The organism is Micromonospora sp. NPDC006766 (assembly GCF_040636055.1).
Classification (GTDB): Bacteria; Actinomycetota; Actinomycetes; order Mycobacteriales; family Micromonosporaceae; genus Micromonospora.
This window is the reverse complement of the sequence record NZ_JBEYIX010000007.1, coordinates 45,572-71,908: the sequence shown is the minus strand read 5'-3', so window position 1 is coordinate 71,908 and position 26,337 is coordinate 45,572. Positions and strand designations below refer to the sequence as shown.

The 26,337-nt window shown below is 71.4% G+C and carries 28 protein-coding genes and 1 riboswitch; of the genes, 16 read left to right on the top strand and 12 right to left on the bottom strand.

Features of this window, described 5'->3' with window-relative positions:
• Nucleotides 1–49: 49 nt before the first annotated feature.
• Genes ABZ671_RS10570 through ABZ671_RS10560 form a run of 3 tightly spaced genes read right to left on the bottom strand, consistent with a single transcriptional unit; the run spans nucleotide 50 to nucleotide 1,121 of the window.
• Complete coding sequence (locus tag ABZ671_RS10570; protein WP_357854562.1) at nucleotides 50–301, bottom strand: hypothetical protein; 252 nt, start codon at nucleotides 299–301, stop codon at nucleotides 50–52.
• Nucleotides 298–561 (bottom strand): DivIVA domain-containing protein, encoded by a 264-nt coding sequence (locus tag ABZ671_RS10565; protein WP_357854559.1) that lies wholly within the window; start codon nucleotides 559–561, stop codon nucleotides 298–300. Before ABZ671_RS10565 ends, ABZ671_RS10570 begins: the two co-directional genes overlap by 4 nt.
• On the bottom strand, nucleotides 558–1,121 hold the full coding sequence (locus tag ABZ671_RS10560) for a hypothetical protein (protein ID WP_357854556.1): 564 nt from the start codon (nucleotides 1,119–1,121) through the stop codon (nucleotides 558–560). The genes ABZ671_RS10565 and ABZ671_RS10560 overlap by 4 nt, the downstream gene beginning before the upstream one ends.
• A gap of 221 nt (nucleotides 1,122–1,342) precedes the next feature.
• On the opposite strand from ABZ671_RS10560, the gene ABZ671_RS10555 reads away from it, so the two are divergent.
• The 4 genes from ABZ671_RS10555 to ABZ671_RS10540 all read left to right on the top strand — a co-directional run bounded on the left by ABZ671_RS10555 (nucleotide 1,343) and on the right by ABZ671_RS10540 (nucleotide 3,207).
• Nucleotides 1,343–1,582, top strand: a complete 240-nt coding sequence (locus ABZ671_RS10555) for a winged helix-turn-helix domain-containing protein (RefSeq protein ID WP_357854553.1) — start codon at nucleotides 1,343–1,345, stop codon at nucleotides 1,580–1,582.
• A 296-nt stretch (nucleotides 1,583–1,878) separates the two neighbouring features.
• Entirely contained in the window at nucleotides 1,879–2,139 is a 261-nt protein-coding gene (locus tag ABZ671_RS10550) for a hypothetical protein (RefSeq protein WP_357854550.1), read from the top strand.
• Nucleotides 2,136–2,789: a hypothetical protein gene (locus ABZ671_RS10545; protein ID WP_357854547.1), complete on the top strand. Its 654-nt coding sequence runs from the start codon at nucleotides 2,136–2,138 to the stop codon at nucleotides 2,787–2,789. Before ABZ671_RS10550 ends, ABZ671_RS10545 begins: the two co-directional genes overlap by 4 nt.
• Nucleotides 2,740–3,207 (top strand): hypothetical protein, encoded by a 468-nt coding sequence (locus ABZ671_RS10540; protein ID WP_357854544.1) that lies wholly within the window; start codon nucleotides 2,740–2,742, stop codon nucleotides 3,205–3,207. The genes ABZ671_RS10545 and ABZ671_RS10540 overlap by 50 nt, the downstream gene beginning before the upstream one ends.
• 64 nt (nucleotides 3,208–3,271) lie before the next feature.
• Here the strand turns inward: ABZ671_RS10540 and ABZ671_RS10535 are convergent, their stop codons facing one another.
• On the bottom strand, nucleotides 3,272–3,535 hold the full coding sequence (locus ABZ671_RS10535; RefSeq protein ID WP_357854541.1) for a hypothetical protein: 264 nt from the start codon (nucleotides 3,533–3,535) through the stop codon (nucleotides 3,272–3,274).
• An 863-nt stretch (nucleotides 3,536–4,398) separates the two neighbouring features.
• Between ABZ671_RS10535 and ABZ671_RS10530 the strand changes: the two genes are divergently transcribed.
• The gene (locus ABZ671_RS10530; RefSeq protein ID WP_357854538.1) at nucleotides 4,399–4,842 is read left to right on the top strand and encodes a DoxX family protein; all 444 of its coding nucleotides are present in this window, start codon (nucleotides 4,399–4,401) and stop codon (nucleotides 4,840–4,842) included.
• 80 nt (nucleotides 4,843–4,922) lie between these two features.
• Here the strand turns inward: ABZ671_RS10530 and ABZ671_RS10525 are convergent, their stop codons facing one another.
• Entirely contained in the window at nucleotides 4,923–5,495 is a 573-nt protein-coding gene (locus ABZ671_RS10525) for a DUF4232 domain-containing protein (protein ID WP_357854535.1), read from the bottom strand.
• A gap of 36 nt (nucleotides 5,496–5,531) precedes the next feature.
• The gene (locus ABZ671_RS10520) at nucleotides 5,532–5,840 is read right to left on the bottom strand and encodes a metalloregulator ArsR/SmtB family transcription factor (protein ID WP_357854532.1); all 309 of its coding nucleotides are present in this window, start codon (nucleotides 5,838–5,840) and stop codon (nucleotides 5,532–5,534) included.
• Between the two features lie 89 nt (nucleotides 5,841–5,929).
• Between ABZ671_RS10520 and ABZ671_RS10515 the strand changes: the two genes are divergently transcribed.
• The 4 genes from ABZ671_RS10515 to paaN all read left to right on the top strand — a co-directional run bounded on the left by ABZ671_RS10515 (nucleotide 5,930) and on the right by paaN (nucleotide 11,380).
• Nucleotides 5,930–6,892, top strand: coding sequence for a DMT family transporter (locus tag ABZ671_RS10515; protein ID WP_357854529.1), 963 nt, complete (start codon nucleotides 5,930–5,932; stop codon nucleotides 6,890–6,892).
• 20 nt (nucleotides 6,893–6,912) lie between these two features.
• Nucleotides 6,913–7,044: riboswitch (SAM riboswitch) on the top strand.
• Nucleotides 7,045–7,054: 10 nt separating this feature from the next.
• Nucleotides 7,055–8,347: a threonine synthase gene (thrC, locus tag ABZ671_RS10510; RefSeq protein WP_357854527.1), complete on the top strand. Its 1,293-nt coding sequence runs from the start codon at nucleotides 7,055–7,057 to the stop codon at nucleotides 8,345–8,347.
• Between the two features lie 288 nt (nucleotides 8,348–8,635).
• On the top strand, nucleotides 8,636–9,655 hold the full coding sequence (locus ABZ671_RS10505; RefSeq protein WP_357854523.1) for a GNAT family N-acetyltransferase: 1,020 nt from the start codon (nucleotides 8,636–8,638) through the stop codon (nucleotides 9,653–9,655).
• 51 nt (nucleotides 9,656–9,706) lie between these two features.
• Nucleotides 9,707–11,380: a phenylacetic acid degradation protein PaaN gene (gene paaN / locus ABZ671_RS10500; protein WP_357854520.1), complete on the top strand. Its 1,674-nt coding sequence runs from the start codon at nucleotides 9,707–9,709 to the stop codon at nucleotides 11,378–11,380.
• Nucleotides 11,381–11,404: 24 nt separating this feature from the next.
• Here paaN and ABZ671_RS10495 read toward each other — a convergent pair whose 3' ends face one another.
• A complete protein-coding gene (locus ABZ671_RS10495; RefSeq protein WP_357854517.1) occupies nucleotides 11,405–11,923 on the bottom strand; it encodes a GNAT family N-acetyltransferase in 519 nt (172 codons plus the stop codon).
• 222 nt (nucleotides 11,924–12,145) lie between these two features.
• On the opposite strand from ABZ671_RS10495, the gene ABZ671_RS10490 reads away from it, so the two are divergent.
• The 3 genes from ABZ671_RS10490 to groL all read left to right on the top strand — a co-directional run bounded on the left by ABZ671_RS10490 (nucleotide 12,146) and on the right by groL (nucleotide 15,563).
• On the top strand, nucleotides 12,146–12,349 hold the full coding sequence (locus ABZ671_RS10490) for a cold-shock protein (protein ID WP_013288855.1): 204 nt from the start codon (nucleotides 12,146–12,148) through the stop codon (nucleotides 12,347–12,349).
• A gap of 110 nt (nucleotides 12,350–12,459) precedes the next feature.
• The gene (locus tag ABZ671_RS10485; RefSeq protein ID WP_357854514.1) at nucleotides 12,460–13,665 is read left to right on the top strand and encodes a hypothetical protein; all 1,206 of its coding nucleotides are present in this window, start codon (nucleotides 12,460–12,462) and stop codon (nucleotides 13,663–13,665) included.
• 275 nt (nucleotides 13,666–13,940) lie between these two features.
• Nucleotides 13,941–15,563 carry a chaperonin GroEL gene (gene groL / locus ABZ671_RS10480; protein ID WP_357854511.1) on the top strand — a complete coding sequence of 541 codons (1,623 nt, stop codon included), beginning with the start codon at nucleotides 13,941–13,943 and terminating at the stop codon, nucleotides 15,561–15,563.
• Nucleotides 15,564–15,619: 56 nt separating this feature from the next.
• On the opposite strand, the gene ABZ671_RS10475 is transcribed toward groL, so the two are convergent.
• From ABZ671_RS10475 to ABZ671_RS10465, 3 genes are all read right to left on the bottom strand, one after another.
• Entirely contained in the window at nucleotides 15,620–15,862 is a 243-nt protein-coding gene (locus tag ABZ671_RS10475) for a hypothetical protein (RefSeq protein WP_357854508.1), read from the bottom strand.
• A gap of 93 nt (nucleotides 15,863–15,955) precedes the next feature.
• Complete coding sequence (locus ABZ671_RS10470; protein WP_357854505.1) at nucleotides 15,956–16,882, bottom strand: GNAT family N-acetyltransferase; 927 nt, start codon at nucleotides 16,880–16,882, stop codon at nucleotides 15,956–15,958.
• Between the two features lie 89 nt (nucleotides 16,883–16,971).
• The gene (locus tag ABZ671_RS10465) at nucleotides 16,972–19,392 is read right to left on the bottom strand and encodes a S8 family serine peptidase (RefSeq protein WP_357854867.1); all 2,421 of its coding nucleotides are present in this window, start codon (nucleotides 19,390–19,392) and stop codon (nucleotides 16,972–16,974) included.
• A 275-nt stretch (nucleotides 19,393–19,667) separates the two neighbouring features.
• Between ABZ671_RS10465 and ABZ671_RS10460 the strand changes: the two genes are divergently transcribed.
• The 3 genes from ABZ671_RS10460 to ABZ671_RS10450 are packed head-to-tail and all read left to right on the top strand — an operon-like array spanning nucleotide 19,668 to nucleotide 24,267.
• Entirely contained in the window at nucleotides 19,668–21,455 is a 1,788-nt protein-coding gene (locus ABZ671_RS10460; RefSeq protein ID WP_357854864.1) for a glycerol-3-phosphate dehydrogenase/oxidase, read from the top strand.
• Nucleotides 21,456–21,507: 52 nt separating this feature from the next.
• Nucleotides 21,508–22,764 carry an FUSC family protein gene (locus ABZ671_RS10455; protein WP_357854861.1) on the top strand — a complete coding sequence of 419 codons (1,257 nt, stop codon included), beginning with the start codon at nucleotides 21,508–21,510 and terminating at the stop codon, nucleotides 22,762–22,764.
• 12 nt (nucleotides 22,765–22,776) lie between these two features.
• Entirely contained in the window at nucleotides 22,777–24,267 is a 1,491-nt protein-coding gene (locus ABZ671_RS10450; protein WP_357854502.1) for a PrsW family intramembrane metalloprotease, read from the top strand.
• Nucleotides 24,268–24,276: 9 nt separating this feature from the next.
• Here the strand turns inward: ABZ671_RS10450 and ABZ671_RS10445 are convergent, their stop codons facing one another.
• Nucleotides 24,277–24,444, bottom strand: coding sequence for a hypothetical protein (locus ABZ671_RS10445; protein WP_357854499.1), 168 nt, complete (start codon nucleotides 24,442–24,444; stop codon nucleotides 24,277–24,279).
• Nucleotides 24,445–24,526: 82 nt separating this feature from the next.
• Nucleotides 24,527–24,874, bottom strand: a complete 348-nt coding sequence (locus tag ABZ671_RS10440) for a co-chaperone GroES (protein ID WP_357854496.1) — start codon at nucleotides 24,872–24,874, stop codon at nucleotides 24,527–24,529.
• 170 nt (nucleotides 24,875–25,044) lie between these two features.
• Between ABZ671_RS10440 and ABZ671_RS10435 the strand changes: the two genes are divergently transcribed.
• On the top strand, nucleotides 25,045–26,331 hold the full coding sequence (locus ABZ671_RS10435) for an AI-2E family transporter (protein ID WP_357854858.1): 1,287 nt from the start codon (nucleotides 25,045–25,047) through the stop codon (nucleotides 26,329–26,331).
• Nucleotides 26,332–26,337 lie beyond the last annotated feature (6 nt).

Sequence of the window (26,337 nt, the reverse complement as noted above, 5' to 3'; positions counted from 1 at the left end):
CGGTAGAGCAGGGGGCCCCTATTAACACCTCGTAGCGCCGTCGCGGCGGTCATCGGCCCAGCGGAGTGCACGGGCCGTCGTGGGCATCGGGCAGCCCGCAACGGTCGGTGCCGGCCAGCGGGGCGTCACACCAGACCCGGGTACGCACGAACTGACGGTCCTCCTCGGACAGGGTCGTCTCGCCGAAGTCGACGGCGAGCACGTGGCCCAGCGAGCGGCGCAGCGCCATGGCCAGGGCGGCAGCCTCGTCGACCCGGGTCAGCGTGGTCGGCAGGTGAATGATCCAGTGCGGGTCGTTCATCGGTACCACCGGCTGTTCGTGGTGGGGGTGCACGGGCGGCGGTCAGCGTGCCGCGAGCGCCACTGCCGCAACGCCTGGCGGATCCGCTCGCTCTCGGTGGTCGCGGTGGTCAAATCGCGGGTGAGCCGTTCCAGTTCGTCGGCGACCCGGTCCAGGTAGGCGTACACCTGGTCGGGGTCGAGGCCACGCCACCGGCGGGTGCCGAAGGTGGCGGCGCGGACGTGCTGCGGGAGTAGACGCTGCGCGGCTCGGTAGGTCACGGCTGGCTCGCACTTCCGGTTCCGGCCGCCGTTTCCGCCCCCGACAACCCATCGGTGTACGACGACAGCGCGGCCACGGCCGACGACAGGCTCGCCGCCATCAGGTCGAGTTGTTCGGCCGCGCGGTTCCACTGCCCGGCTGCCGTCGCGCTTGTCGGGTCGGCCGGGTCGGCGTCGAGGAGTTGCTGCCCGGCGGTGGTGATCCGGGCCGGGAGCTGGCCGATCCGGGCGTCTGCCGCGTCCAACTGGTCGCGGGCGGTGTCCAGCACCTCGATCAGGTCGCCGATGGTGGCGGGATCCTGGTGGCCGGCTTCCGTGCGAAGCCGGCGTACCCCGTCAGTGAGCTGCCGCTCCGCGTCGCCGGCCAGGTCGAGCGCGTCCTCGCCGCTGCGCCGGGCCAGCCTGATCGCCGGGTGCGCGCAGCCCGCGCTGGTGCGTTCCAGCAGCACGGCGGCGGCGGCCACCGCGAGGTACGTCTCCCGCAGCTCACCGGTCACCTGCTCGACCGCCCAGATCGCGCTGGCGGCGGGCACCTCCGAACTCGTCTCCGACACCGTCACGTCGCATCTCCTTGTCGTGGGGTTGCCGGGGCAGCGCGTCGACCGGCCGGAGGGGGTCCCGGCTGTGCTGAACGCGCTACCCCGGCCCGGGGGGATCGACCAGTGCCTAGCTGGGCGTTCCTGGAATGAACCTTACCGGTAATGTCGGTGAAGTCAACGATGCGCTTGAGGTCCTTCCTGGCTTCGTGATCAGATGGTCATGCCTAGCTGGGAGTACTCGCATGTCCACACCACGCAAGTTCGAACCGCACTACCGCCGGATCATCGCTGACATCAGGAGGCGCATCGCCGAAGGCGAGTGGCCGCCCGGCCACAAGCTGCCCTCCACCAAGGAGTTGGCGGACCTGTATGAGGTGGGCAGTCAGTCGACCGTCCGGCAGGCCATCACGATCCTGATCGAGACCGGAGAGTTGTACGGCCATCAGGGCTTGGGTGTGTTCGTCCCGGATGCTCCCAAGTAGCGGGGTTGGCTCGGCTCCCTGCTATCGCGCCTTCGAGGGGCAGAGCGGGTGTGGACGCCGGCTACACGACCCGCATCGCCTGATCGAAGGCATGGTGAGTTCGCAGCCCCCGCCGAGGGGCTGCGAGTCGCATCGATATCCGATAGTGTCCGTTCGATCGCGCCAGCGTGACCTCGGCCAAGTATCGGCGACTCGGAGGGCGGCATGCGAAAGTTCAGCGAGCTGGACCAGCCTTCACGCAGGCCGCCAGGCATGCCGGTGGCCAGCGCTCTGGTCTCCTGGTCCGAAGTCTTGCGATGAGCATCGGCGAGGTAAAGGCGACCATCGGTGCTGCCGTTGAAGCTGCCCGTCAGGGGCGCAGGGTCTTCGATCTTGCAGTTTTCCAAGCCGAAGCAGCCACCAGGGAAGCAGCCGGTGTCATGTCTGACAGCCGGCATGTAGAGGTGACGCGCACTCATCACGCGCTCAGGTCTGCTGCGGCTGAGGTTAAACCGACCCGACGGCGATTCGACGGTGCCGCCGAGAAGGCGGGCGGCTACCTCTCCCGACTCGGATGACCGCAGTCGGCGATCTCGTCGCTCAGCTCCTCGCCGTACGGGGAAAGCTGGACGAAGCTGCCGTGACTGCATTACGAGCGCAGGCTGACGCCGAACAAGCACTGGCGCACCTCACCGAGGTTGGGCGTGGCAGCAGTGACCAACTGTTGAGGGGGGCTGTGGCTGACGCCGAAGTTGCCCGGGACAAGGCGGGCCGCTATGCACGCCTGCTGGCGGATGCTGCCCGGCACATTGGCACTTATGTGAACGTCATCGCTCCCGGGGCCGCGCCATCCGGACCGGCAGCAGAGGACGCAGCACCCTCGGGGGAGCGCTTGGTCACGGAGGCGGAAGTCCGGGGCCGTAGGGCCGACATCGCCTGGCGTAAGCAGCTCCAGAAGGCCGGCGACACCGAGGACAGCATCAAGAGTGCCGAGGCCAGCGCCAAGGAGGTGTTCAAGTTCTTCAAGCAACAGCACCCCAATCAGGGTGGTTCGGCGACGGGAAGCACCTCACCGCAGCAGGCTCCCGCACAGGATCGCCCACAGGTCGACAGTCCTGTGACAGCGGCCATTATGGCGGCGGGTGCGCTGGCGGTGGCCGCGAAGGTGGTGTGGAACCATGGCAGGACCCGACGAGCCAGAAGACGGGACGATGATGATCAATCCTGACCTGCTGGAGTACGCCCGGACCATGATCCGGGGCGACTATGACGCGAACGACGCCGTGGAGGCTCGGCTCGATGCCGATGCCGATGGCTGGGATGGGTTTCCGCGATTCCTTGCGGCCATGTTCTTCCTGGCGGTTGATCGACGCTTCGGGGTGGGTGCCGGACGGCCGGAGGTCATCAAGTTCGTCGCTGACCTGCGTGCAGGGCTCGGTGAGGGCGGCCCCGACATTCAACCCGACGCTGCCGAGCAGCTGATCCTGTCGATCATCGATCCGTCGATCGACTATGAGATCAGTCAGGCCATGATTGGGCGGGTCCAGGCGGCAACCGTCCAGAAGATCTTTACCGAAGGTGATCTCAGCGACGCGGAGTTGGATGCACTGCTGGCAGAGGCGGCCCAACTCGCTCAGCGAGATTGAGCCCCTGCTTCTTGATGCTGCCTGGAGCCTGCGGACAGGCAGGACGCCGCCAGCGCCGGAAGGTTCAGCCGAGGACGTTCATGTAGTTGCGGGCCGCCTCCGAGCTGCCCTGGATCAACGCCATCGCCTCAATCAGGCGTTGCTTGCTCTGCTCGGCTCGGGCGATGGCTTCAACGATGGCCGGATGGCCGGTGCCGGCGGCCACGGCCTGCAATCGGGCCAACGTCTGCTCGGTGGCCTCGATGGCTGCCCGGATTTGCATGGTCGTGGCGTTGCCCTGCTCGGCGGCCTGCGCGAGGGCTGCCTTGACCTGCTCGATGCTCGCCATGCGGCCCTCCGGCGTGTCGGCGCGAGACAATCTCGCTCGGCGTGTCGGCTCGGACACTATCGGAGATGGCCTTGTCGGCGCAGTCCCGACAAGGACGTGAGGAGCTTGATCGAACAGAAGGGGCGGCACTGTCCGGCCGCCCCTTCTGTGTGGTTATCAGGGCAGGTCGCCGATGATCTCAACGACCTTGCTGACCAGCAGGGAGAGTGCGGCCAGACAGGCCGATGCTGCTGCAAGTGCTCCTGCGATCTCTGCTATCGACTTGGTCCACCGGACCACAGCCCGCCGCCTCTTTCCGTGGAACTTGCACCTGCGGCAAACACTCTTTCGCCGGCCGTTCGTTACCTTCACTAGACCTGCGCCTTCGAGTCGGTGGTGTGCAGGTCGGGGGCGGCACCCCGCGCGAGCCAAAGCCGTTGTGCCGCCCCTTCCCCACGCAGGCTTCGCTGCCCGCTCCTACCCCAACGACGTAGTTGAGCGGAAGTCACCTTAAAAACCGATCTAGTCGACATTCTTGTGCGACATTTTCTGTCCATTTTGTGAAACCATTAACCTTATATCAATGCAAGTCATGATATTTTTTTGCCACATGCAATTGCATTAAGCACGCAGCTAGGTGGGATTGGCGGGTCCTTGTGCCGCCGTCCGTATCTCCGTCTTGTTGGTGGGCCAGCGATCTGCGGGGGTGACGCCGGCTGGCACCCACCCGTTCGGAGCGATTGACAAACGGCGGTATCATGGGAGCGTTCCCACATCTTTGACCAGGAGAGTCGCGAGCCGTCCCACCAGTAAGGAATTTATTAACATCGATATATGGGCGGCGCATGCTGGAGCACATCTATCCCCTTCAGTGGAGGTTTCTGATGGTTCCGGCACGATTGAACGGTCCCGCGCTCTCCCTGTTCCGCATGGTCGTCGCCCTGCTCTTCCTCTGCCACGGCACGGCGTCGATCTTTGGTGTGCTGGGCGGTAACCAGATGAGCGGCAAGGCGATCCCGGTTGGTCAGTGGCCCGGCTGGTGGGCCGCGCTGATCCAGCTCGTCTGCGGCGTCCTGGTGCTCGTCGGCCTGGTGACCCGGCCCGCGGCGCTGCTCGCCTCCGGCTCGATGGCGTACGCGTACTTCGTGGTGCACCAGCCGCATGGGCTGCTGCCGCTGCGCAACGGCGGTGAACTGGCCGCCCTCTTCTGCTGGGCATTCGTGCTCATCGCGGTGCTCGGCCCCGGCAGTTGGGCGCTGGACAGGATGTTGCCGCGCCGCCGCCCGCTCCCCGCCCCACCACGCCCCGCCCACCACATCCCAGTCTGACCTGAGCCGTCCCGCCGAGATCTTGGTAGTTCGCGGCCCCTGGAGGGGCATGTTTTTACCAAGATCTCGGCGTTGTCGGCTCAGGGGCGGGGCGGGGCGCTGGGCGTTGGGGCGGGACGGTCGTCCGGTTTCCAGGCGCTGACCCCGAGGCGGCCGGTGTTGCCGAGGTCGATGGGGCCGTCCAGGTCCACCTGGAGGGCTGGTCGCCCGGCCACCGGGCTGACCTCCAGGTATGTGCCGTTGCTCGCGGCCACCGTGGCATCGGTGACCAGGTTGCGCCACAGCAGTGCGGCGGTCGCTCGCTCACCGGGGCGCAGCACGATCCGTTGGGGTGGATAGTCGAACCCCGAGGTGATCGAACGGGCTCCGGGCACGACCTCGACGGCCAGTGGGTCCCGGTCGGCGTCCCAGAGCCGTGGCACCGGGTGCCCCGCCAACTCGTACGGCTGGGTCCCGCAGTTGACCAGCTCCAGGCCCATTGCCCGCAGGCCCATCGCGGCGTCCACGCCGAGCTCGGTGATGCGTATCCCCTCCGCCGAGCAGGTGGGGAGGGAGATGGTGGGGGACGGCGTCGGCGTGGGGGTCGGTGCGGGCGTGCAGGCGGCGAGCAGGATGGTGCCGGTCAGCGCGCCAAATCGTGCCGCCATCTTCATCCGGCCGATCTTGCCAGGCGCCCGCAACGTGCGCGGTCAGGAGGCGGTGGCCGCGCCGAGGACGGCGTCGAGCAGCCCCGGATAGAGGCGGTCCAACTCCTCGCGGCGCAGTCGGACGTATCGGCTGGTGCCGGCGACCCGGGTACGGGTCAGACCCGCCTCGCGCAGCACCTTCAGGTGGTGGCTGCGGGTCGCCTTGGAGACGCCGAACTCGAAGGTGCCGCAGGCGTACTCGCCGCCGCCCTCGGCGAGGGCGCGCACGATCTGCAGCCGTACCTCGTCGGCCAGGGCCGCCAGCACGGCGGTGACCGGCACCTCGCGCAGCTCGGGTTCGTGCAGCTCCATGTGATCAGGGTAACCCATGTTCGACATTCATCGAACAAGCTCCTAGAGTCAGTCCGCTGGTTCGACAATCTTCGAACATTGGAGCTGCGATGCGCTCTCGTCACGCCGCCTTCCCGCTCTTCGCCGTGCTGAGCTGGGGCGTCATGTTCCCCGTCCTGGCCAGCGCGCTCACCCGGGTGGACGCGCTCAACCTGACCACCGCCCGGTACGTGCTCGCCACCGCCGTGCTGCTCGCGCTGCTGCTGGCTCGGGACGGCTGGGCCGCCCTGCGTACCGGCGGGCGTGGGGTCGAGCTCGCGCTGCTCGGCGTGCTCGGCTTCGCCGGATTCAACGTGCTCACCAATCTCGCCCTCGGGCACGCCGCGCCACAGCAGATCGCCCTCTTCGTCGCCACCACGCCGCTGGTCACCCAGCTCGTCCGCTGGGCGCGGGACGGCGTACGCCCCCGGCCGGCGCTGCTCGGCCTCTCGCTGGTCGCGCTGGTCGGCGTGGGGCTGGTGATCACCCGCGGCCGGCTCGACGGGCTGGGCCAGTTCGGCGTCGGCGGGCTGCTCATGATCGGCGCGGTGCTCGGCTGGGCGGTCTACACCCACGGCGCGAGCCGGTTCCCCGAGCACTCCCCGCTGCGCTACACCACGCTGACCGCCGTCGCCGGCACGCTCGCCATGCTCGTCGCCAGCGCCGTCGCCGACCTCACCGGACTCCAGCACGCGCCCGCCGCCGCCGACCTCGTCGCGGTCGCCCCGCAGCTCGCGTACGCCGTGCTCGTCGCCGCTGTCCTCGCGGTGCTGGCCTGGAACACCGGCGTGCGGCGGCTCGGCGCGGCCGACGCGGCGCTGTTCATGAACGTGGTCCCGGTGACCACGTTCGTGGTGCAGACCCTGCGCGGTTACCGTCCCGGCCCGGTGGAGCTGGCCGGCGCGGTGCTCACCATCGCCGCCCTGGTCGCCGCGAACCTTGCCGCCCGTACCCGGCAGCCCGCCCCCGCCCCGGTCAGGCGGGCAGTTCACAGCGTGAGAATCCGGCGCGGCGGTGGCGCGGCCCGGGCATAGACTCGGTCGCACAACTGCATACCTCATCCAGAGGGGCTGAGGGATACGGCCCGATGACGCCCCGGCAACCACCCGCGCGCTCGACGACGAGCGATGCGGGCAGGTGCCAATTCCGTCCCCGCCGCACTGGGCGATGCGGGGAAAGATGAGAGGACCCTCGACATGACGTCGACGCTTCCCGCCGCCTCCGGCATCGACACCACGCTCAGCCCGGCCCGCGCCCTGGTCTGCCGCGCCTGTTCCGCGCGCTATCCGCTGGCCGCCCAGCACGCCTGCTACGACTGCTTCGGCCCGCTGGAGGTCGACTACGACACCGCCGCCCTGGCCACGGTCACTCGGGAGCAGATCGAGGCCGGTCCGAAGAACATCTGGCGGTACGCGGCCCTGCTCCCCGCCGGTCAGGACCCGGCCACCCGGGTCACCCTCGACCCCGGGCTGACCCCGCTGGTCGCCGCCCCGCACCTGGCCGCCGAACTGGGCATCACCGCCCCGCTCTGGGTCAAGGACGACAGCGCCAACCCCACCCACTCGTTCAAGGACCGGGTGGTCTCGGTGGCGCTCTCCGCCGCGCGGGCGCTCGGCTTCACCCGCTACGCCTGCGCCTCCACCGGCAACCTCGCCAACTCGGTGGCCGCCCACGCCGCCCGGGCCGGGGCGCCCTCGGTGGTCTTCATCCCCGGCGACCTGGAGCAGGGCAAGGTGGTGACCACCGCCGTCTACGGCGGCGACCTGGTCGCCGTCGACGGCTCCTACGACGACGTGAACCGGCTCTGCGGCGAGCTGGTGGAGACCGACGCGTTCGAGGACACCGCCTTCGTCAACGTCAACGTCCGGCCGTACTACGCCGAGGGCTCCAAGACCCTGGGGTACGAGGTGGCCGAGCAGCTCGGCTGGCGGATCCCCGCGCAGGTGGTCATCCCCATGGCCAGCGGCGAGCTGCTCACCAAGATTGACAAGGCGTTCTCGGAGCTGGTCGAGATCGGCCTGGTCGAGGCGCCGGCCGAGGGCTGGACGGTGTTCGGCGCGCAGTCCGCCGGCTGCAACCCGATCGCCACCGCGCTGCACGCCGGCAGCGACACCATCGTCCCGGTGAAGCCGACCGGCATCGCCAAGTCGCTGAACATCGGCGACCCGGCCGCCGGCCTCTACGCCCTCGAAGCGGTCCGCCGCACCGGCGGCTGGATGGAGTACGCCGACGACGAGGAGATCCGCGCCGGTATCCGGCTGCTGGCCCGTACCACCGGAGTTTTTGCGGAGACCGCCGGCGGCGTCACCGTGGCGGTGCTGCGCAAGTTGGTCGAGTCCGGCCGCCTCGACCCGGCTGCCGAGACGGTCGTCTTCAACACCGGCGAGGGACTCAAGACCCTCGACGCGGTGGCCTCCCAGGTCGGTCCCACCCACCGCATCAAGCCCTCCCTCCGCGCCGCCCGCGACGCCGCGCTCCTCGGAGAGTGACCCACTCGTTGATCATGAAGTTTGTTGTCACGACCACGCCGGGGCGGATCGCGGTGATCTGCGGGGTAGCTGGCGATTTGCTGTGAGTGCAAGAAAAGCGCCGACAGGGACTTGACGGCAGGAAAGGGACGGCGGAAGATGCTCGGTGCGGGAGGGCATTCGCCGAAGACTTTTAGGTCTTTCGACCCAGCGCCGGAGGCGTTGCGCGGACGTCCCTCCCGACCAACGTCCGAAGGGGCCGGCGGAAAACCGCTGGCCCCTTCGCTGTGTGTGGCGCACGCTCACCCCATGGCCATCTCCGTCATCCCGCTCAATCCGGACGACCACGCCACGCTCGACGCGGCGTACCAGACGGCGGTCGCGGCTCAGGCCGTGGATGAGCCGGACCTTCCCCCGCTGTGCCTGCGGCGGTTCGAGGCGTCGCTCCGACACCCGATGCCGGGCATCGACACCCGTTGCTCGGTGGCGTGGCTTGACGGGGTGCCTGCCGGCTGGATCCGCCTGTACCTGCACACGCTGGACAACACCGAGACCGCCGGCGTCGAGCTGGTGGTGCATCCGGCGTACCGGCGGCGCGGGGTGGGTCGTGCGCTGCACGAGCATGCCCTGCGCTCGCTGCGGGAGTACGGCGGCAAGCGGATGGTCGGTTCGACCGTCACGCCGCTGCCGGGGGAGGAGGGTCGGGAGATGCCCGGGGCCGCCTTCGCCGCCGCCGTCGGTGCGCAGCCGGCGCTCGTCGACGTCCGCCGCAGGCTCGACGTCACCGCGCTCGACCGGCCTCGGCTGGCGACCCTGCTGGCCGAGGCCAGCGCGGCCGCCGTCGGCTACCGCACCGTCCGCTGGGGTGACAACACCCCGCAGGAGTACGTCGCCGACGTCGCCTACCTGGAGGGCCGGATGGTGGTCGACGCCCCCCTCGGGGACCTCCAATGGGAGCAGGAGCAGGTGGACGCGGCGCGGATCCGGGGCCAGGAGCGGGCGCTGGACGCGCGGGGAGTCCGCCGGTACAGCACCGGCGCGGTGCACGAGGCGTCCGGCCGGCTGGTCGGCTGGAGCATGCTCAGCCTCGCCGCGAACACCACCTCGCACGCCTGGCAGCAGACCACCATCGTCGACCCGGATCACCGCGGTCACCGGCTCGGCCTGCTCACCAAGATCGAGAACCTGGACCACGTCCGGGCGCACGAGCCGGAGCTGCGGACGATCGACACGTACAACGCGGCCGAGAACGCCTACATGATCGCGATCAACGAGCGGCTCGGCTTCCGCCCGGTCGCCGGCTCGACGGAATGGCAGTTGGCCATCTGAGTTGTGACACGCCCCTACTGATCTGGTGGCTTCCTGTTGCATGATTGCGGCATGACGGAGACGCCGCACCCCCTGTACGACAGGCACGCCGACACCCTCAACCGGGCGCTGACCGCGATCACGGAGCGGGGATACTGGTCCGCCTATCCCGAGTCGCCCAGCCCACGGGTGTACGGCGAGAACGCCGCCGCCGAGGGCCGGGCCGCCTTCGAGGCGTACCTGAACCAGGACTTCCCCCTCGACCAGCCGGCCGACGGCGAAACCGTCGCCACCGAGGTCAGCCCGTTCGGCGTGGAGCTGAACGTGCGCTACCCGCACGCCGCCCCCGACCAACTCGTGGCCGCCGCCTCCGCCGCCCTGCCGGCCTGGCGCGACGCCGGCCCGCAGGCCCGGGCGGGCGTCTGCCTGGAGATCCTCGACCGGCTGCACAAGAACGTCTTCGAACTGGCCAACGCGGTGCAGTTCACCAGCGGCCAGGCGTTCGTGATGGCCTTCCAGGCCGGCGGCGCGCACGCGCTGGACCGGGCGCTGGAGGCGATCGCCTACGCGTACGCCGAGATGACCCGCCACCCGGGCACGGCCGGCTGGGAGAAGGCCGCCGGCAAGGGCGACCCGCTGCGGATGAGCAAGACGTTCCACGTGGTGCCGCGCGGCGTGGCGCTGGTGATCGGCTGCAACACCTTCCCGACCTGGAACTCGTACCCGGGTTTGTTCGCCTCGCTGGTCACCGGCAACCCGGTGGTCGTCAAGCCGCACCCGCGCGCGGTGCTGCCGCTCGCCATCACCGTCAAGTACGCCCGTCAGGTGCTCGCCGAGGCCGGCTTCGACCCGAACCTCGTGCAGCTCGCCCCAGAGGCGGCGGGCGAGAAGCTCGCCTCGACCCTGGCCCTGCACCCGGCCGTCAAGATCGTCGACTTCACCGGCTCCACCGAGTACGGCGACTGGCTGGAGGAGAACGCCCGGCAGGCCGCCGTCTACACGGAGAAGGCCGGCCTGAACACGGTGGTCATCGACTCCACCGACGACTTCGTCGGGATGTGCCGCAACCTGGGCTTCACGCTCACCCTCTACAGCGGCCAGATGTGCACCACGTCGCAGAACCTGCTGATTCCCCGGGGCGGCATCGAGACCGACCAGGGGCACAAGAGCTTCGACGAGGTGGCCGCCGGCATCGCCGGCGCGGTCGCCAAGCTCACCGCCGACCCGGCCCGTGGGGTCGAGCTGACCGGTGCGATCGTCAACGACGGCGTGCTGGAGCGCCTCGATGAGGTCACCAAGGTCGGCGAGCCGGTGCTGGAGTCGCGGGCCGTCGAGCACCCGTCGTTCCCCGACGCGGTGGTGCGTACGCCGGCCGTCGTCAAGCTGGACGCCACCGACACCGCGACCTACTCCCGGGAGTGGTTCGGGCCGATCTCGTTCGCCATCGCGACCAACTCCACCGCACACAGCCTGGAGATCCTCCGCGCGACCGTCGGGGAGAAGGGTGCGCTGACCGCGGGGGTCTACTCCACCGACGAGGCGGTGCTGGACGCCGCCGAGACCGCGGCGGTCGAGGTCGGGGTCCACCTGTCCTGCAACCTCACCGGCGGGGTCTTCGTCAACCAGTCGGCGGCGTTCTCCGACTTCCACGGTTCCGGGGCGAACCCGGCGGCGAATTCGGCGCTCACCGACGGCGCTTACGTGGCCAACCGGTTCCGCATCGTGCAGAGCCGCCGGCACGTCTGACGGTCTGCTGCTGGAGGCTGGTGGTCAGGCCGGTCGGCGCATCTGGAGTTCGCGGAGGGTGGGGATCCTGGGGTGCGGAACTCGCACCCCGGTGTCCACGAAGCCCAGCTTCTGATACGCCCGGTAGGCGCGGTCGTTGCCGACCACCACCTCCAGCATCAGCTCCGGCCGGCCGCAGGCGCGGGACCAGGCGGCCACCTCGTCCAGCAGTGCGCCGAGCAGGCCGCTGCCGCGCCAGGCCGGCGTGACGTAGACGGCGTGGATCACGGTCAGCCCCGGCTCGGCCGGGGCGACCGAGCCGCCGGCGTGGCCGACCAGGCGATCGCCCGGATCCGCCACGAACTGGGCCGTCTGCGGGCCGTCGGCGACCGAGGCGATCCGGGCCGCGTAGGCGGCGTGCGGCCGGGCGGCGGCCTCGGCCACGGTCTCCAGGAACGCCAGCGGCGAGTCGGCGAGCATCTCCAGCCGGAGCGCTCGCATCCGGGCGGCGTCCTCTTGACAGACCCGGCGAACAGTCGCGGTTGTGGTCGGCGCGCTGGTCATGTGCCATGCATACCGGAGAGCGGCGGATTCCCGACTGTCCGGGTCGAATGCGGGCCCGAATATGCCCGATTTGTGGTCGTGCGCGCTCGTCACGCCTCGTGTACCGTGCGATTTTGGTCACCGATTCAGCGGCCACCGACGATCGCCGAACCGGTGGTTCGCCGGTGCCGGTCCGCCGGTCTCCGGGGTTGTGGAACGCCGCGCAGAGTGAGGAAGTGCACCGTGGCACAGGGCACCGTCAAATGGTTCAACGCCGAAAAGGGCTACGGCTTCATCGCCGTCGACGGCGGGCAGGACGTCTTCGTCCACTTCTCCGCGATCGAGATGGACGGCTACAAGGCGCTGGACGACGGCCAGCGGGTCGAGTTCGAGATCGCCCAGGGGCAGAAGGGGCCGCAGGCCGAGCGGGTCCGGGTCATCGCCTGATCCGTCGCCGCCCGTCCGGCGGCCTGTTCACCCCCGATCAGGGGCTGCGGTGCGGGCGCGCACCAGGGAAGATCGTGAACCGTTCCAGCCATTGCCGCTGAGGAGGGTTCATGTCCGACCAGTCGCCGTCGGGTTCCGGCGGGCCGGCGTCATCCGGTGCCCCGGCCGACCCGATCCGGTCCGCGTCGCCGCCCCCCGAACCGCCGTCGCCCCCCGAGCCGCCGTCGACCCCCGAGCAGGCGGGCGGTCCGGTCGTGCCCGGGCAGCCCGGCCCGTACCCGACGTCGGGTCAGCCGGTCGGGTCGGGGCAGCCGGGGTTCGGCGCGTACGGCGGGCAGCCCTGGGGGCCGTACCCGGCGGATCCCGCCGGGCCGGCGCAGGGCTGGGCATGGCCGGCCGCCGGCGGTCCGATGCCGTTCGGTTCGTATCCCGGTGTCCCGACGCCCGGGCAGCCCTACGGCTGGTACCCCGGCGTCGAACCGGATGACCCGCTGGTTCCGCCGCCGGGCGCGGGGGTCGGCGGCTGGTTCGCCCGCTGCACCGCAGCGGTGCGCCGTGGTTGGCGGCAGCTACTGCCGATCATGCTGCTCACCCAGGGGCTGCCGGCGGCGGTGACCTCGGTCCTCGCACTCATCCTTGCCCCGTCGAGTCAGCTCGCCACCGGGCCGGACGGTGCCCCGGCCCTGCCGGCGGGATACCTCACGGAGGCTCTCACCTTCTACGGCGCGTTCCTCGGGGCCAGCCTGCTCCTCGCCTGGGTGCAGGGCATCGGCTGGGCGGCCGGCTCGTGGGTGGTCACCCGCCAGGCGGCCGGCGAGACCGTCGGGGTCGGCCCCGCCCTCCGGTACGGCCTGCGCCGCGCCCTCGGCCTCTGGGGCTGGACCCTCGTCGCCACCGTGCTGGTCACGGTCGGCGTCTGCTTCTGTGTGCTGCCCGGGATCTACGTGGCGTTCGCCCTGGCCCTGGCCGGCCCGGTCTACCTCTTCGAGCGGGAGAACCCGATCGGCCGCTCCTTCCAGATGTTCCACAAGCGCTTCGGGATGGTGCTGGGCCGGGTTCTGTTGGTCGTCGTCGCGGTGATCATCGGCACCCTGGTCAGCACGGTGCTGGAGGTGTTCGGCCAACTCGCGGACGGCACCGACCCGATGGGCTCTGCCGGTACGTCGGCGGTGGCCATCGCGGTCGCCGTGTTCTCCACCCTGCTGGTTACCCCCGTCTACCTGGTGCAACTCGTCGGGCTGCTGGTCGCGTACGCCGAACAGCGGGCCCACGAAGGCCCGGTGAACACCGCCCGACTGGCTGCGGAACTCGGCTGAGCGGCGGCATCCTGCTTGCACTCGGCTAGGGAGAGTGCTAAACAAGTCATTGGCACTCGCATACGTTGAGTGCCAATGGTCGGGGCGGTAGGGCCACGGCCACGCCGGTGTCCGGAAGGCACCGGGGTGGCACGAGGCCGGTCGTCGCGGGCTATCCGGCCCGGCCGACGGACGTCGTCGTCGCCAGGTGGCGACGTCCCTAGGTGCGTACACCAGGCGGCCCATCCGGGACACAGACTCGGGTGGCCCGTGAGTGTCCAGGAGGACAACGCCGTATGGCCAAGATGATCGCGTTCGACGAAGAGGCGCGCCGTGGCCTCGAGCGGGGCATGAACCAGCTCGCCGACGCCGTGAAGGTGACCCTCGGCCCCAAGGGCCGCAACGTCGTGCTCGAGAAGAAGTGGGGTGCCCCCACCATCACCAACGATGGTGTGAGCATCGCCAAGGAGATCGAGCTCGAGGACCCGTACGAGAAGATCGGCGCCGAGCTGGTCAAGGAGGTCGCGAAGAAGACCGACGACGTGGCCGGTGACGGCACGACGACGGCGACCGTCCTGGCTCAGGCCCTGGTCCGTGAGGGCCTGCGCAACGTGGCCGCCGGTGCCAACCCGATGGCCCTGAAGCGGGGCATCGAGGCCGCCGTGGCCAACGTCTCGGAGGAGCTGCTCAAGCTCGCCAAGGACGTGGAGACCAAGGAGCAGATCGCCTCCACCGCCTCCATCTCCGCCGCTGACCCGAGCGTCGGTGAGATCATCGCCGAGGCGATGGACAAGGTCGGCAAGGAAGGCGTCATCACCGTCGAGGAGAGCAACACCTTCGGCCTGGAGCTGGAGCTCACCGAGGGTATGCGCTTCGACAAGGGCTACATCTCCGCCTACTTCATGACCGACCCGGAGCGTATGGAGGCCGTCTTCGACGACCCATACCTCCTGATCGTCAACAGCAAGATCTCGTCGGTGAAGGACCTGCTCCCGATCCTGGAGAAGGTCATGCAGTCGGGCAAGCCGCTGCTGATCATCGCCGAGGACATCGAGGGCGAGGCCCTGGCCACCCTCGTGGTCAACAAGGTCCGTGGCACCTTCAAGTCGGTGGCCGTCAAGGCGCCGGGCTTCGGTGACCGCCGCAAGGCCATGCTGGCCGACATCGCCATCCTCACCGGTGGCCAGGTCATCAGCGAGGAGGTCGGCCTCAAGCTGGACGCCGTCGGCCTCGACATGCTGGGCCGCGCCCGCAAGGTCGTGGTGACCAAGGACGAGACCACCATCGTCGACGGTGCCGGTGACGCCGAGCAGATCCAGGGCCGGGTCAACCAGATCCGCGCCGAGATCGAGAAGAGCGACTCCGACTACGACCGGGAGAAGCTGCAGGAGCGGCTGGCCAAGCTGGCCGGCGGCGTTGCGGTGATCAAGGTCGGCGCGGCCACCGAGGTCGAGCTGAAGGAGCGCAAGCACCGCATCGAGGACGCCGTCCGCAACGCGAAGGCCGCCGTCGAGGAGGGCATCGTCCCGGGTGGTGGCGTCGCGCTGGTGCAGGCCGGCAAGACCGCCTTCGACAAGCTGGACCTGGCCGGCGACGAGGCGACCGGCGCGCAGATCGTCAAGATCGCGCTGGACGCCCCGCTGCGGCAGATCGCCGTGAACGCCGGCCTGGAGGGTGGCGTCGTCGTCGAGCACGTCCGCAACCTCGAGCCGGGTCACGGCCTCAACGCCGCGACCGGCGAGTACGTGGACCTGCTGGCCGCGGGCATCATCGACCCGGCCAAGGTGACCCGTTCCGCGCTGCAGAACGCCGCCTCGATCGCCGCGCTGTTCCTCACCACCGAGGCCGTCGTGGCGGACAAGCCGGAGAAGACCCCGGCCGCCCCGGCTGGCCCGGGTGGCGGGGACATGGACTTCTGAGTCCAGCTCCACCGGAAGGGGCGGGCCGCGTCAGCGGTCCGCCCCTTTTCGTGCACTCACGTCGGCAGCGGCCGTTGGTTGCGCCGCTTGTGGGTTCGGTCGTACGGGGGCGCGATCCGGATCGGCTCGTCCACCAGTTGCAGCGGCTCCTCGGTGGCGGGCTCGTCGGCGCGGTCCATCTCCGCCAGTTGCTCGGCGTCGCCGTAGTCGAGCCGGTCGAACGGCAGTTGGCCGGGGAGTTCGCCGATCGGGCGCCAGCTCGTCGGCGGGTCGCCGGTCAATTCGTCATCCGTTGTCATGGCCGCCTCCTCTAGGCATGACCGTAGGCGGCGGTCAATGATGAGCGGACCGGAATGGCATTATTGGCGTCTATGCACCTTTCGCTCTTTTAGTCATTCCTGTCCGTTCAGCGCCTTGCGGTACAGGAAGAACACCCGCTCGATGCGCGCTCCCGCCGCGTTCGCGTAGAACGGCACCGGGCCCACCCAGCCGATCTGCGCCGCCCCGAGGCCGGTCGCCGCCTGGTCACGCAGACAGCGCCGCAGCAGCACCCCGCCGATGCCCGAGCCCTCGGCCGCCGGAGCCGTGCCCATCGGCCCGAACCAACTCGGCCGGGACGAGCCGTACGCGGCGAACCCCAGGATCTCGCCGTCCCGCTCGGCCAGGTGCGCACCCGCGTCCGGCCGGCCCAACGAGCCGGCCAACTCGGCGTCCCAGGCCCCGCCGAAGGTGGTGCGAGCAAAGGCGGCCAACGCCGGCAGGTCCCCCGGCTCGGCCCGGCGTACCGCCACACCCTGGTCGGCCAGCCGGCGCTCGGCGTCCGTCGGGCGCAAAGCCGCCGACCCCGCCGCCAGGTCCGCGGTCATGTTCCACGCCGTACGGTCCTGGCGATAGCCGAGCCGCAGCGCGGCACAGACCGCCGGGGTGTACCGCACGTCGATGCCCGGCCAGGCGTAGTACGGGGGATTCCCGGCGAGCAGCAGTTCGGCCGCGCCGAGCCCGGCCAGGTGCCGCTCCGCCTCGGCCAACAGGGCCCGTCCGACGCCCCGACGGCGGGCCTCGGGTGCCACGGCCAGCAGGTCGACGTGGCCGAGGTGCGGATCCCGCTGCGACATCGAGCCGATCAGTACGCCGACCAGCTCGGTGCCGTGTACCGCCCCGAGCGCCAGCACCGGTCGGTCGGCGGTTGCCCGAGCCGCCAGGGCGTCCACGATGGCTGGCGCCTCGGCCGCGTCCTCCGGCAGGTCCAAGGCCCGCCGGCAGAGATCGACGACCGCTGGCAGGCGATCTTGGCCCAGCTCGATGATCTCCACGTCCATGGTGGCCGACCCTAGGCCATCCCTCGCCCGTCCGGCACCGCCTGACCGGTCGGGGGCGTTAACCGGGGGCCCCTGCTCTACCGGAGGCGTTAAGAAGGGGCCCCTGCTTTCATCGCGGCGCGGACGGCGGCGTCGGCGTTGACCAGGCCGGCGCCGACCTCGTCGGCGGGGCCGCCACAGCCCGCCGCGCCGGCGGGCACGTCGGCGGGGGCGGCGGTGTCGAGGAGGATCTGCCGGGTCCGGGCCAGGTCGCCGATGAGCGCCGGGTTCGCCGACCACATCAGCGCCACCACCCCTGCCACCTGCGGGGTCGCCATCGATGTGCCGTCGAGAGTGGCGTAGCCGCCCCCGGGGAATGCGGACAACACTCCCGCCCCGGGCGCGACCAGATCCGGCTTGGCGAGACCGCCGGCGGCCGGGCCTCGGCTGGAGAAGCGAGTGAGTTGACGGGCCCGGTCCACCGCCCCGACCGTGAGCACGTCGGCGTACGGGGCCGGCGGGTCGGTGACCGAGCCGCAGCGCGGGCCGCTGTTGCCGGCGGCGACCACCATCAGGATGCCGGCGGCGGCGAGCGCCGCGGTCGCCGGTCGCAACGCGCCCGGGTCGCAGCCCTCGATCGGCGGGCAGCCCCAGGAGTTGGTCAACACGTCGGGCGCCCGCTCCGGCCGGCCGTCGGTGAACGGGTTCCCGCCGGTCGGGAACGGGGCCAGCATGAACTGGAGGCAGTCGAGGTAGTGGGCGGGGCTGCCGAGGTTGCGGTCCAGGTTGACGCAGCCGACCCACTGCGCGCCGGGGGCCACCCCGATCCCGTTCCGGCCCACCGCGCTGCCGATCGTGTGGGTGCCGTGACCGCCCCGGTCGCCGGGCGTACGCCGGTGCTCCCACGGGTCGTACCAGGAGTCGTCGCCGCCCCGGAAGCCGGCGGCCAGCGCCGGGTGCCGGCCGTCCACCCCGGAGTCCGAAGTGCCGACCACGATCCCCGAGCCGGTCACGCCCAGCTCCGACCAGACCCGGTCGGCACCGACCAACGACACGTTCCAGACCGGACCGGTGGGTGCCGGCTCGTCGCCCCGGGCCGGGGGCGCCGCCGCCGGCAGCGGACGCAACCGCTGGCTGATCAGCACCCGGGCCACCTCCGGTCGGGCGGAGAGCCAGGCGCGTACCCCCGGGCCGCCGTCCGTCTCGATGGCGTTGACCAGGTAGTACGGCGTCGGGTGCAGGTGCAGCCGGGTCAGCTCGCGGCGCAGGTCGCCCTGGGTCCGGTCGGCGGTGGCGACCAGCCGCCGATAGACCTCCGCCGTGCGGACGTCGCGCCCCGGCCGCCCGGGTGCGCCGGCCGGCAGCCCGCTCAGGTCGGCCTGCTCGCGCAGCACCACCAGCAGCCGTTCCCCGTACAGGCCGGGGTGGCCGGGCACGACGTACACCACGGCCACGGCGGCGAGCAGGGCCACGACGGTCACGCCGGCGGGCGCGCGCCGGGGCGCGCGGGCGCGGGGCCGGGCGAGCAGGACGCCGTACCCGATGGCGAGCAGCACCGCGACGGCGAACGCGGCACCGGTCCCGACCGCCACCCAGTACGGGATGTCGCGGTCGCCCGCGAGCAGGATGGTGATCTCCTCCGGGTCGGTGAAGGCGAGCGGCCCGGCCAGCGCGAGCCCGACCAGCCAGCGGGCCGGGCCCCGACCGGCCGACCGGCCGGAGCGGCGGGCTGCGGCCTCCAGCGCGCCCAGCACGAGGCCGAGCGGCGGCAGCAGCACCAGGGCCGGCAACTGCGCCCCGGACTGCCCGGCCGCACCGGCCAGCGGCATCAGGGTGACCCCGGCGACCAGCCCGCCGACCAGCACCAGTCGGGCCGGTCGGGGCGGCGTGCCGACCGCGAACCGGGCCCAGAACGCGGCGTCGAGCAGCGCCCCGGCGAGGGCACCGAGCGCGGCGGCGGCAAGGCCGGCGAGCAGCGTCTCCAGCGCCCCGCCGAGCGCGCCCACCCCGGCCCAGGGCAGCAGCGCCGCCAGCCCGCCGACGACCGCCAGCAGGGTCACCGCGATCGGAGGTGGTCCGCCAAGATCCGCAGAACTTCGGGGAGGTTGCTGCCTCCCGGCTTCGTGAGGCAGCAACTTCCCGGAAACTGCGGACACTTCGGCGGCCGCGCGATGGCCGGACAGTCGACCGAGGAGCAGCGCGAGCAGGGCGGCGGTGGCGGCCAGCGCCGCCAGGTACGCCTCCTTGTGCACTGGCGGCACCGTGCGCAGCAGGGCCAGCGCACCGAGCGCGAGCGTCGCGCCCAGCCAGGCGCGGCCGGTTGCCCGGACCGCGGGAGAGCGGGGCAGCAGCGCGAGCGCGAGGCTGGGCGCGCCCACCAGCAGGACGGTGGCGAGCGCGGTCACCGGCCACACCCACAGCGCCCGGTGCAGGCCTTCGACCAGCAGCAGCTGGTCGACGGCCCAGCCGACGACCTGGCTCGACACCGTCACCAGGACGGCCCATCCGCCGACGAGCACCGCCGCGACCACCGGCCAGGGGCTGCTCCCGGCCGCGCGGAGGTGGGGTGCGGGACCGTGAGGTGAGGTGGCTGGCACCAGCAAACCGTATGACGGCCGACGGAACCACCGCCCCGCAGTTCTGCCGCCGAAACGGAGAGACTTCCCCACCTCCCCAGCCCAACTTGCAGTTTGAGTGGTGCCTAAATTGCAAGTTGGCTCCCGGGCGCCTGACCACGGTGGCGCTCCGGTGGCACATGTCGCCGGAGCGCCGGGGCGGTTACGGTGGACGGGTGCGCGACCCCAATGTGTCCCGATCCGTGGCCGGTCAGCTCTCCGCCGAGCGCCGCGCCGACGACCTGCGCCGGCTCCGCGCCGAGCGGTTCGACGTGCTGGTCATCGGTGGCGGGGTGACCGGGGCCGGCGCCGCCCTCGACGCCGCGTCCCGGGGGCTCACGGTGGCGCTGGTGGAGGCGCGGGACTTCGCCGCCGGCACCTCCAGCCGGTCCAGCAAGCTCATCCACGGCGGCCTGCGCTACCTCGAGCAGCTGGAGTTCCACCTGGTCCACGAGGCGCTCACCGAGCGCGGGCTGCTCGCCACCCGGCTCGCCCCGCACCTGGTACGCCCGGTGCCGTTCCTGGTTCCGCTGCCCGCCGAGGGCGGGCTGCGCGACCTGCCGGGTCGGCTGTTCCGCCGGTCCTACTACGGCCTCGGCGTGGCGGCCTACGACGCGTTCGCCGGAGTGTTCGGCGGCGGGCGGGGCATGCCGTTGCACCGGCACCTGACCCGCGAGGGCACCCGCCGGGCCTTCCCGAGTCTCCGCACCGACCGGCTGGCCGGGGCGATCCGCTACTACGACGGGCAGGTCGACGACGCGCGTCTGGTGGTGACGCTGGCCCGGACGGCGGCCAGCCTCGGGGCGACCGTGGTCACCAGCGCCCAGGCGGTCGGCCTGATCCGGCAGGCCCGCGAGGTCACCGGGGTCCGGGTCCGCGACCTGGAGGCGCCCGCCGGCTCGCCGGACGCCGAGTTCGAGGTACGCGCCCGCACGGTGATCGCCGCGACCGGCGTGTGGAGTGACGACATGTCGCGGATGCTCAACGACGTCGGCCTGCGCCCCGGGCTGCGGGTCCGGGCGTCCAAGGGCGTGCATCTGGTGGTGCCCCGCTCGGCGATCACCGGCGAGACCGGGCTGATCCTGCGGACCGCCACCAGCGTGCTCTTCGTGATCCCGTGGGGCGGTCACTGGATCATCGGCACCACCGACACCGACTGGCGGTTGGACCGGTCCCACCCGGCGGCCACCGCCCGGGACATCGACTACCTGCTGGAGCAGGTCAATGCGGTGTTGGACCGCCCGCTCACCACCGACGACATCGAGGGCGTGTACGCCGGGCTGCGCCCGCTGCTGGCCGGCGAGGCGGATTCCACCTCGAAGCTGTCCCGGGAGCACGCCGTGGTCGAGCCGATGCTTGGCCTGCTCCTGGTCGCCGGCGGTAAGTACACGACGTACCGGGTGATGGCCTCGGACGTGGTCGACCGGGCCGGCCACCGGCTGGGCGGGGCGCGCCGGTCGCGCACCTCCGACCTGCCGCTGCTGGGTGCCGACGGGTACCCGGCGATGTGGCGGGACCGGGCCGACCTGGCCCGCCGGCACGGGCTGCCGGTCGGAGTGGTCGAGCACCTGCTGGAGCGGTACGGCACCCTCACCCGGGACCTGCTCGCCCTGATCGACGCCGATCCGCTGCTCGGCTCACCACTGGCCGGCGCCCCGGAGTACCTCGCCGCCGAGGTGACGTACGCGGCCCGCGCCGAGGGGGCGCTGCACCTGGAGGACGTGCTGACCCGGCGTACCCGGATCTCCTTCGAGACCAGCCACCGGGGTATCGAGTCGGCGGAGCACGCCGCGGAGCTGATGGGCGCGGTGCTCGGCTGGGACGAGGCGACCCGGGCCCGCGAGGTGGCCCACTACCGGGCGCGGGTGGAGGCCGAACGGCGGTCGCAGCTGATGCCCGACGACGTGGCCGCGGACGCGGCCCGGTTGGGCGCCCCGGACGTCCGCGGTTTCGCGGCGGACCGGACCGCGACGACCTGACGGTCGGGCAGAGGATTCACCGGGTGCGGGTTGGGTAGTCCCGGCCATGGCCGTGGCCCGGGACCGACGACTGTCGTTCCTGCGGCGTGCCCCGATCCGGGAAGGGCTGGTCGACGTCGACGGGGCTCGGATCGCCGAGGCGATGGACGAGCTCCGGACCCGGGGCAAGGCCACCTGGCACGACCGGCTGCACCGGGTGCGTACCGTCGCGGGCCTCGCGGTCCAGGCGGGTCTCGCCGCCGCCCTGTCCTACCTGTTCTCCCACCGGGTGCTCGGCAACCCGCAGCCGGTCTTCGCCCCGATCTCCGCGGTGGGCACCCTGGCCGCCTCCGTCGGCCAGCGGACCCGCCGGACCGTGGAGCTGATCCTCGGGGTGGCCATCGGGGTGCTGCTAGGTGACGGCCTGATCTACGTCCTCGGGACCGGCGCCTGGCAGCTCGGTGTGGTGGTGACCGCAGCGATCGTGCTGAGTATCTTCGCCGGCGCGAGCGTGTCCGTGGTGATCCAGGCGGCGGCCACCGCCGTGCTGATCGTGACGCTGAGCCCGTCCACGAAGAACCTGGAGGTGCCCCGCTTCATCGACGCGGCCGTCGGCGGCGGCATCGCGCTGCTGGTGACCTCGATCCTGCTGCCGTTGAACCCGCTACGCGTGATCAACCGGGCCGCCCGGCCGGCGCTGGACCTGCTCGCCGATCAGCTGGACGCCTGCGCGGAGGCGCTGCGCAAACGGGATCGGGACGCCGCGCAGCGGGCGCTGTTCCGGCTTCGGGAGAACAAGGGGGAGCTGGCCGCGCTCGACGAGGCGATCGAGGGTGCCAAGGAGACCGCCACCATCTCGCCGGCCCGCTGGCACCGGCGCGGCGAGCTGACCCACTACGCCGACGCGGCCGAGCCGATCGACCGGGCGATGCGCAACAGCGGCACCCTCATCCGTCGGTCGGTCACCCTGATCGAGGACGAGGAGCCCGTCCCGGAGCCGATGCCCGACGCGGTCGCCCACCTCGCCGAGTCGGTGCGCCTGCTCCGGCACGAGTTCGCCGCCGGTCAGGAGCCGCAGCAGGCCCGGGAGCGGTCGCTGCGCGCGGTCAGCGAGGCCAGCCGCGCGTACGCCGAGGGGGTTGGCTTTTCCGGCAGCGTGGTGATCGCGCAGGTCCGTACCGCGGCGAGTGACCTTCTGGTGGCCTCCGGCATCGATCAGGAGGAGGCGAACCGGCTGATCCGGCAGTCCTTCGGTGAGCGGGAGCAGCGCACGGGCGGCCAGTCCGACCGGGGTGGTTCCCCCCGACCTACCGCGCCCCCCGTCGGCTGACCCACCGCTCGGATGCGACCGAACCCCGGCATCGCGGGTGACTACGCTGACAACATGGCCGACACCCCGCCCGGCGGAGCCCTGCCGCCGCCGTACGCGCCCCCGCTGCCGCCGCCGGGGTCGTCGACCCCCCGGACGCCGCCGCACCGGTTGAACCTGTGGCGGATCGTCGGGCTGGTGGCGCTGATCGGCGGGCTGGTGGCGTTGATCGCCGGCGGCGCGATCTTCATTCTCTACACGTTGGGCACCGGTCTCGGCCCGCAGGCCCTGCTGATCGGTGCGATCGCGGCGATCCTGCCGGTGCCGGTGCTCGTCGCCTGCTTCCTCTGGCTGGACCGGTACGAACCGGAGCCACTGCCGTATTTGATCTTCTGCTTCGCCTGGGGTGCGTTCGTCGCGACGTCGATCGCGTTGGTGGTCAACGAGAGCTCTGTCGGCCTGTTCAAGCAATGGGGGCTGCCGGCGGCGCTGACCGCCGTGCTGGTCGCCCCGTTCATCGAGGAGTTGACCAAGGCGGCCTTCCCGATTCTGCTGCTGATCTTCCGGCGCCGGGAGTTCTCCGGGATCACCGACGGGCTGGTCTACTGCGGGCTCTCCGCGATCGGCTTCGCCATGGTGGAGAACATCCTCTACCTCGGCGGGTACGGCTACCGCGCCGGCGTCCAGGAGTACGGCCCGGCCACCGGCGCCCAGCAGGTGATCGCCATCTTCATCGTCCGGATCCTGCTCTTCGGCTTCGCCCACCCGCTGTTCACCTCGATGACCGGGGTAGGACTGGGCATCGCCGCCCGTACCGCCGACCGGCGGGTCCGCGTGCTCGCCCCGATCGCCGGCCTGCTGGTGGCGATGATGCTGCACGGCGCCTGGAACCTGCTGCCCTCGCTGGTCGCCAGCACCGGGCAGCCGGTGATCGCCCTGTACGGCTACCTCGGCGTGATGGTGCCGATCTTCTTCGCGATGGTGGGGCTGGCGGTCTGGTTGCGCGCCTGGGAGGGGCGGCTCACCGAACGCACCCTGCCGGATTACGTCCGGGCCGGCTGGCTCACCCCGCCCGAGGTGGCGGCCCTGGGCAGTCTCGGCCGGCGGCACGCCGCGCGTACCTGGGCCCGGCGGGTGGCCGGCGACGGCGGGGCGCGCGCGATGCGGGGTTACCAGTTCGCCGCGACCCGCCTGGCGTTGCTGCGCGACGGGATGCGCCGGGGGTTGGACCGGAAACCGGCCGAACGGGACCGGACGGCGCGGGAGGAACGGGAATTGCTGGACTCGATCGCCGCGTACCGGGCGTTCTTCGTGGGCCGGGACCCGCAGGCGCCGGTCGGAGTCTGGGACGGGCAGCGCTACCACCTGCGCTTCCCGGACGGCTCGCAGCGGGTGGTCGAGGCGCCGGACCAGCCGGTCGTTCCGATCCCGGTGGTGCTGACCCCGCCGCCGCCTCCGCCCACCTACGGCCCGCCCCCGGCCGCCTACGGCCCGCACCCGCCCGCCTACGGCCCGCCCACCTGAGCCGGGCGGTCAGCTCATCAGGCTGCTGAGGAAGTCGCTGATGCCCTGGGCGATGGCCATCAGGCCCGCCCCGATCGTCCGGACCAACTGGGCGGCCCCGTTCGGACGGAAGGCCACGAAGTAGATCAGGAACGCGACGAGTCCCCAGGCCAGTAGCTTTTTGAGCACAATCGGCATCGTCCCTCCCCAGGGCGCTGAGGTGCCTGGGTTTTCCCGTCGCGCAGTGGTGCAAACAGCGCCGGGGCGGGCCGGGCCGAACCTAGAGGTAGAGGCCGGTCGAGCCGGTGGGCTCCTTCTCCACCCGCTCGGCGGCGACAGCGTGGACGTCGCGCTCGCGCAGCAGCACGTACGCCCGGCCGTGCAGCTCGACCTCGGAGCGGTCATCGGGGTCGAAGAGCACCCGGTCCCCGGCGACGATGGAGCGCACGTTCGGGCCCACCCCCATCGCGGTCGCCCAGGCCAGCCGCTTGCCCACGGCGGCGGTGGCCGGAATCACGATGCCGGCGGTGGACCGGCGTTCACCCTCGCCGTTCTCCGTCCGCACCAGCACGCGGTCGTGCAGTAGACGGATCGGCAGGCCGGAGTCGAGGTTCTGGTCGGCGGTCACGGGAAGACGCTACCGCGTACGCCATGGTCGATCGTCGGCGTGGTTGGTGGGAACGGGGACGAGCAATGTGTGGCGGAGCCGACCTAGGGTGGGACGGACGAGTATCCTGTCCCCCCTGCCACGGGGGCGGACCTGGTTTGCGGGAGGTGCGCTTGAGCCGCTTCGAGCGGATGCGCGGACGGCTCCGCCGCGCGTACGAGTCCGGCCGCGTGTCGGCCCGGGGCGGCCGGGCCGAGTCAGGTAACCCGTCGCGGGAGTCCGACGTCGCCTCGCCGCCCGCGCCAGGCCCGGCCCCCTCGGCCGCCGCGGCGGCTCCGAGCCCGGTCGCCGCGCCACCGTCCGCCCCGCACCCGTCGATTATCAGCCAGGACGACGCGGACGTGCCGCACGCGCTGCGGATCGCGGCGGCCTGGTCCTGGCGGCTGATCGCGATCGGCATCGTGGCCTGGGCGCTGCTCAACATCGTTGGCACCATCCGCATCGTGATCATTCCGCTGGCGATCGCGCTGCTGCTCTCGGCGCTGCTCGCCCCGGCGGTCGGCTGGCTGCTCAAGGCCCGCTTTCCGCGATCACTGGCGACCGGTGTGGTGCTGGTCGGCGGCCTGGCCGCGGTGGTCGGCACGCTGACCCTGGTGGTGAACGAGTTCATCGCGGGCCTGCCGGAGCTGAGCGACAAGTCGTCGCAGGGCGTCCGGCAGATCCAGACCTGGCTCAAGACCGGCCCGCTGCACGTCTCGGACAGCCAGCTCAACCACTACATCGACGAGGTGCAGACCTGGATCAGCGGTAACTCCAGGACGGTCACCACCAGTGCCCTCTCCGTCACGGCGACGCTGGCCGAGGTGCTGACCGGCATCATCCTGGTGCTCTTCGCGACCTTCTTCTTTCTCCGCGACGGCAAACAGATCTGGCGTTTTCTGGTCCGGCTGCTGCCGGTTGCCGCCCGGTGGAAGGTCGACGACGCGGGTCGGGCCGCCTGGTCGACGCTGGGCGCGTACGTGCGGGCCACCGTGCTGGTCGCCTTCATTGACGCCGTCGGCATCGGCATCTTCCTGGTCATCTTCCACGTACCGTTCGCGTTTCCGCTGGCCGCGCTGGTCTTCCTCGGCGCATTCATTCCGATCGTCGGCGCGGCGTTCTCCGGCGTGGTGGCCGTGCTGGTGGCGCTGGTCGACAGCGGCCCGGTGACCGCGTTGATAATCCTCGGCGCGGTGATCGCCGTGCAGCAGGTGGAAGGGCACGTGCTCCAGCCGTTGATCATGGGTCGGGCGGTGGCCATTCACCCGCTCGCCGTGATCATCGGGATCGCGGCCGGAGTGGTCCTCGCCGGCATCGCCGGCGCGCTGGTCTCGGTGCCGCTGATCGCGGTGCTCAACACCGCGGTCCGCCGGCTCGCCGCCCGCACCGTGCCCGACACCCCGCCGGACGCCGTAGTAGTCGCCTCCCGCACCCCCTGACGCGCC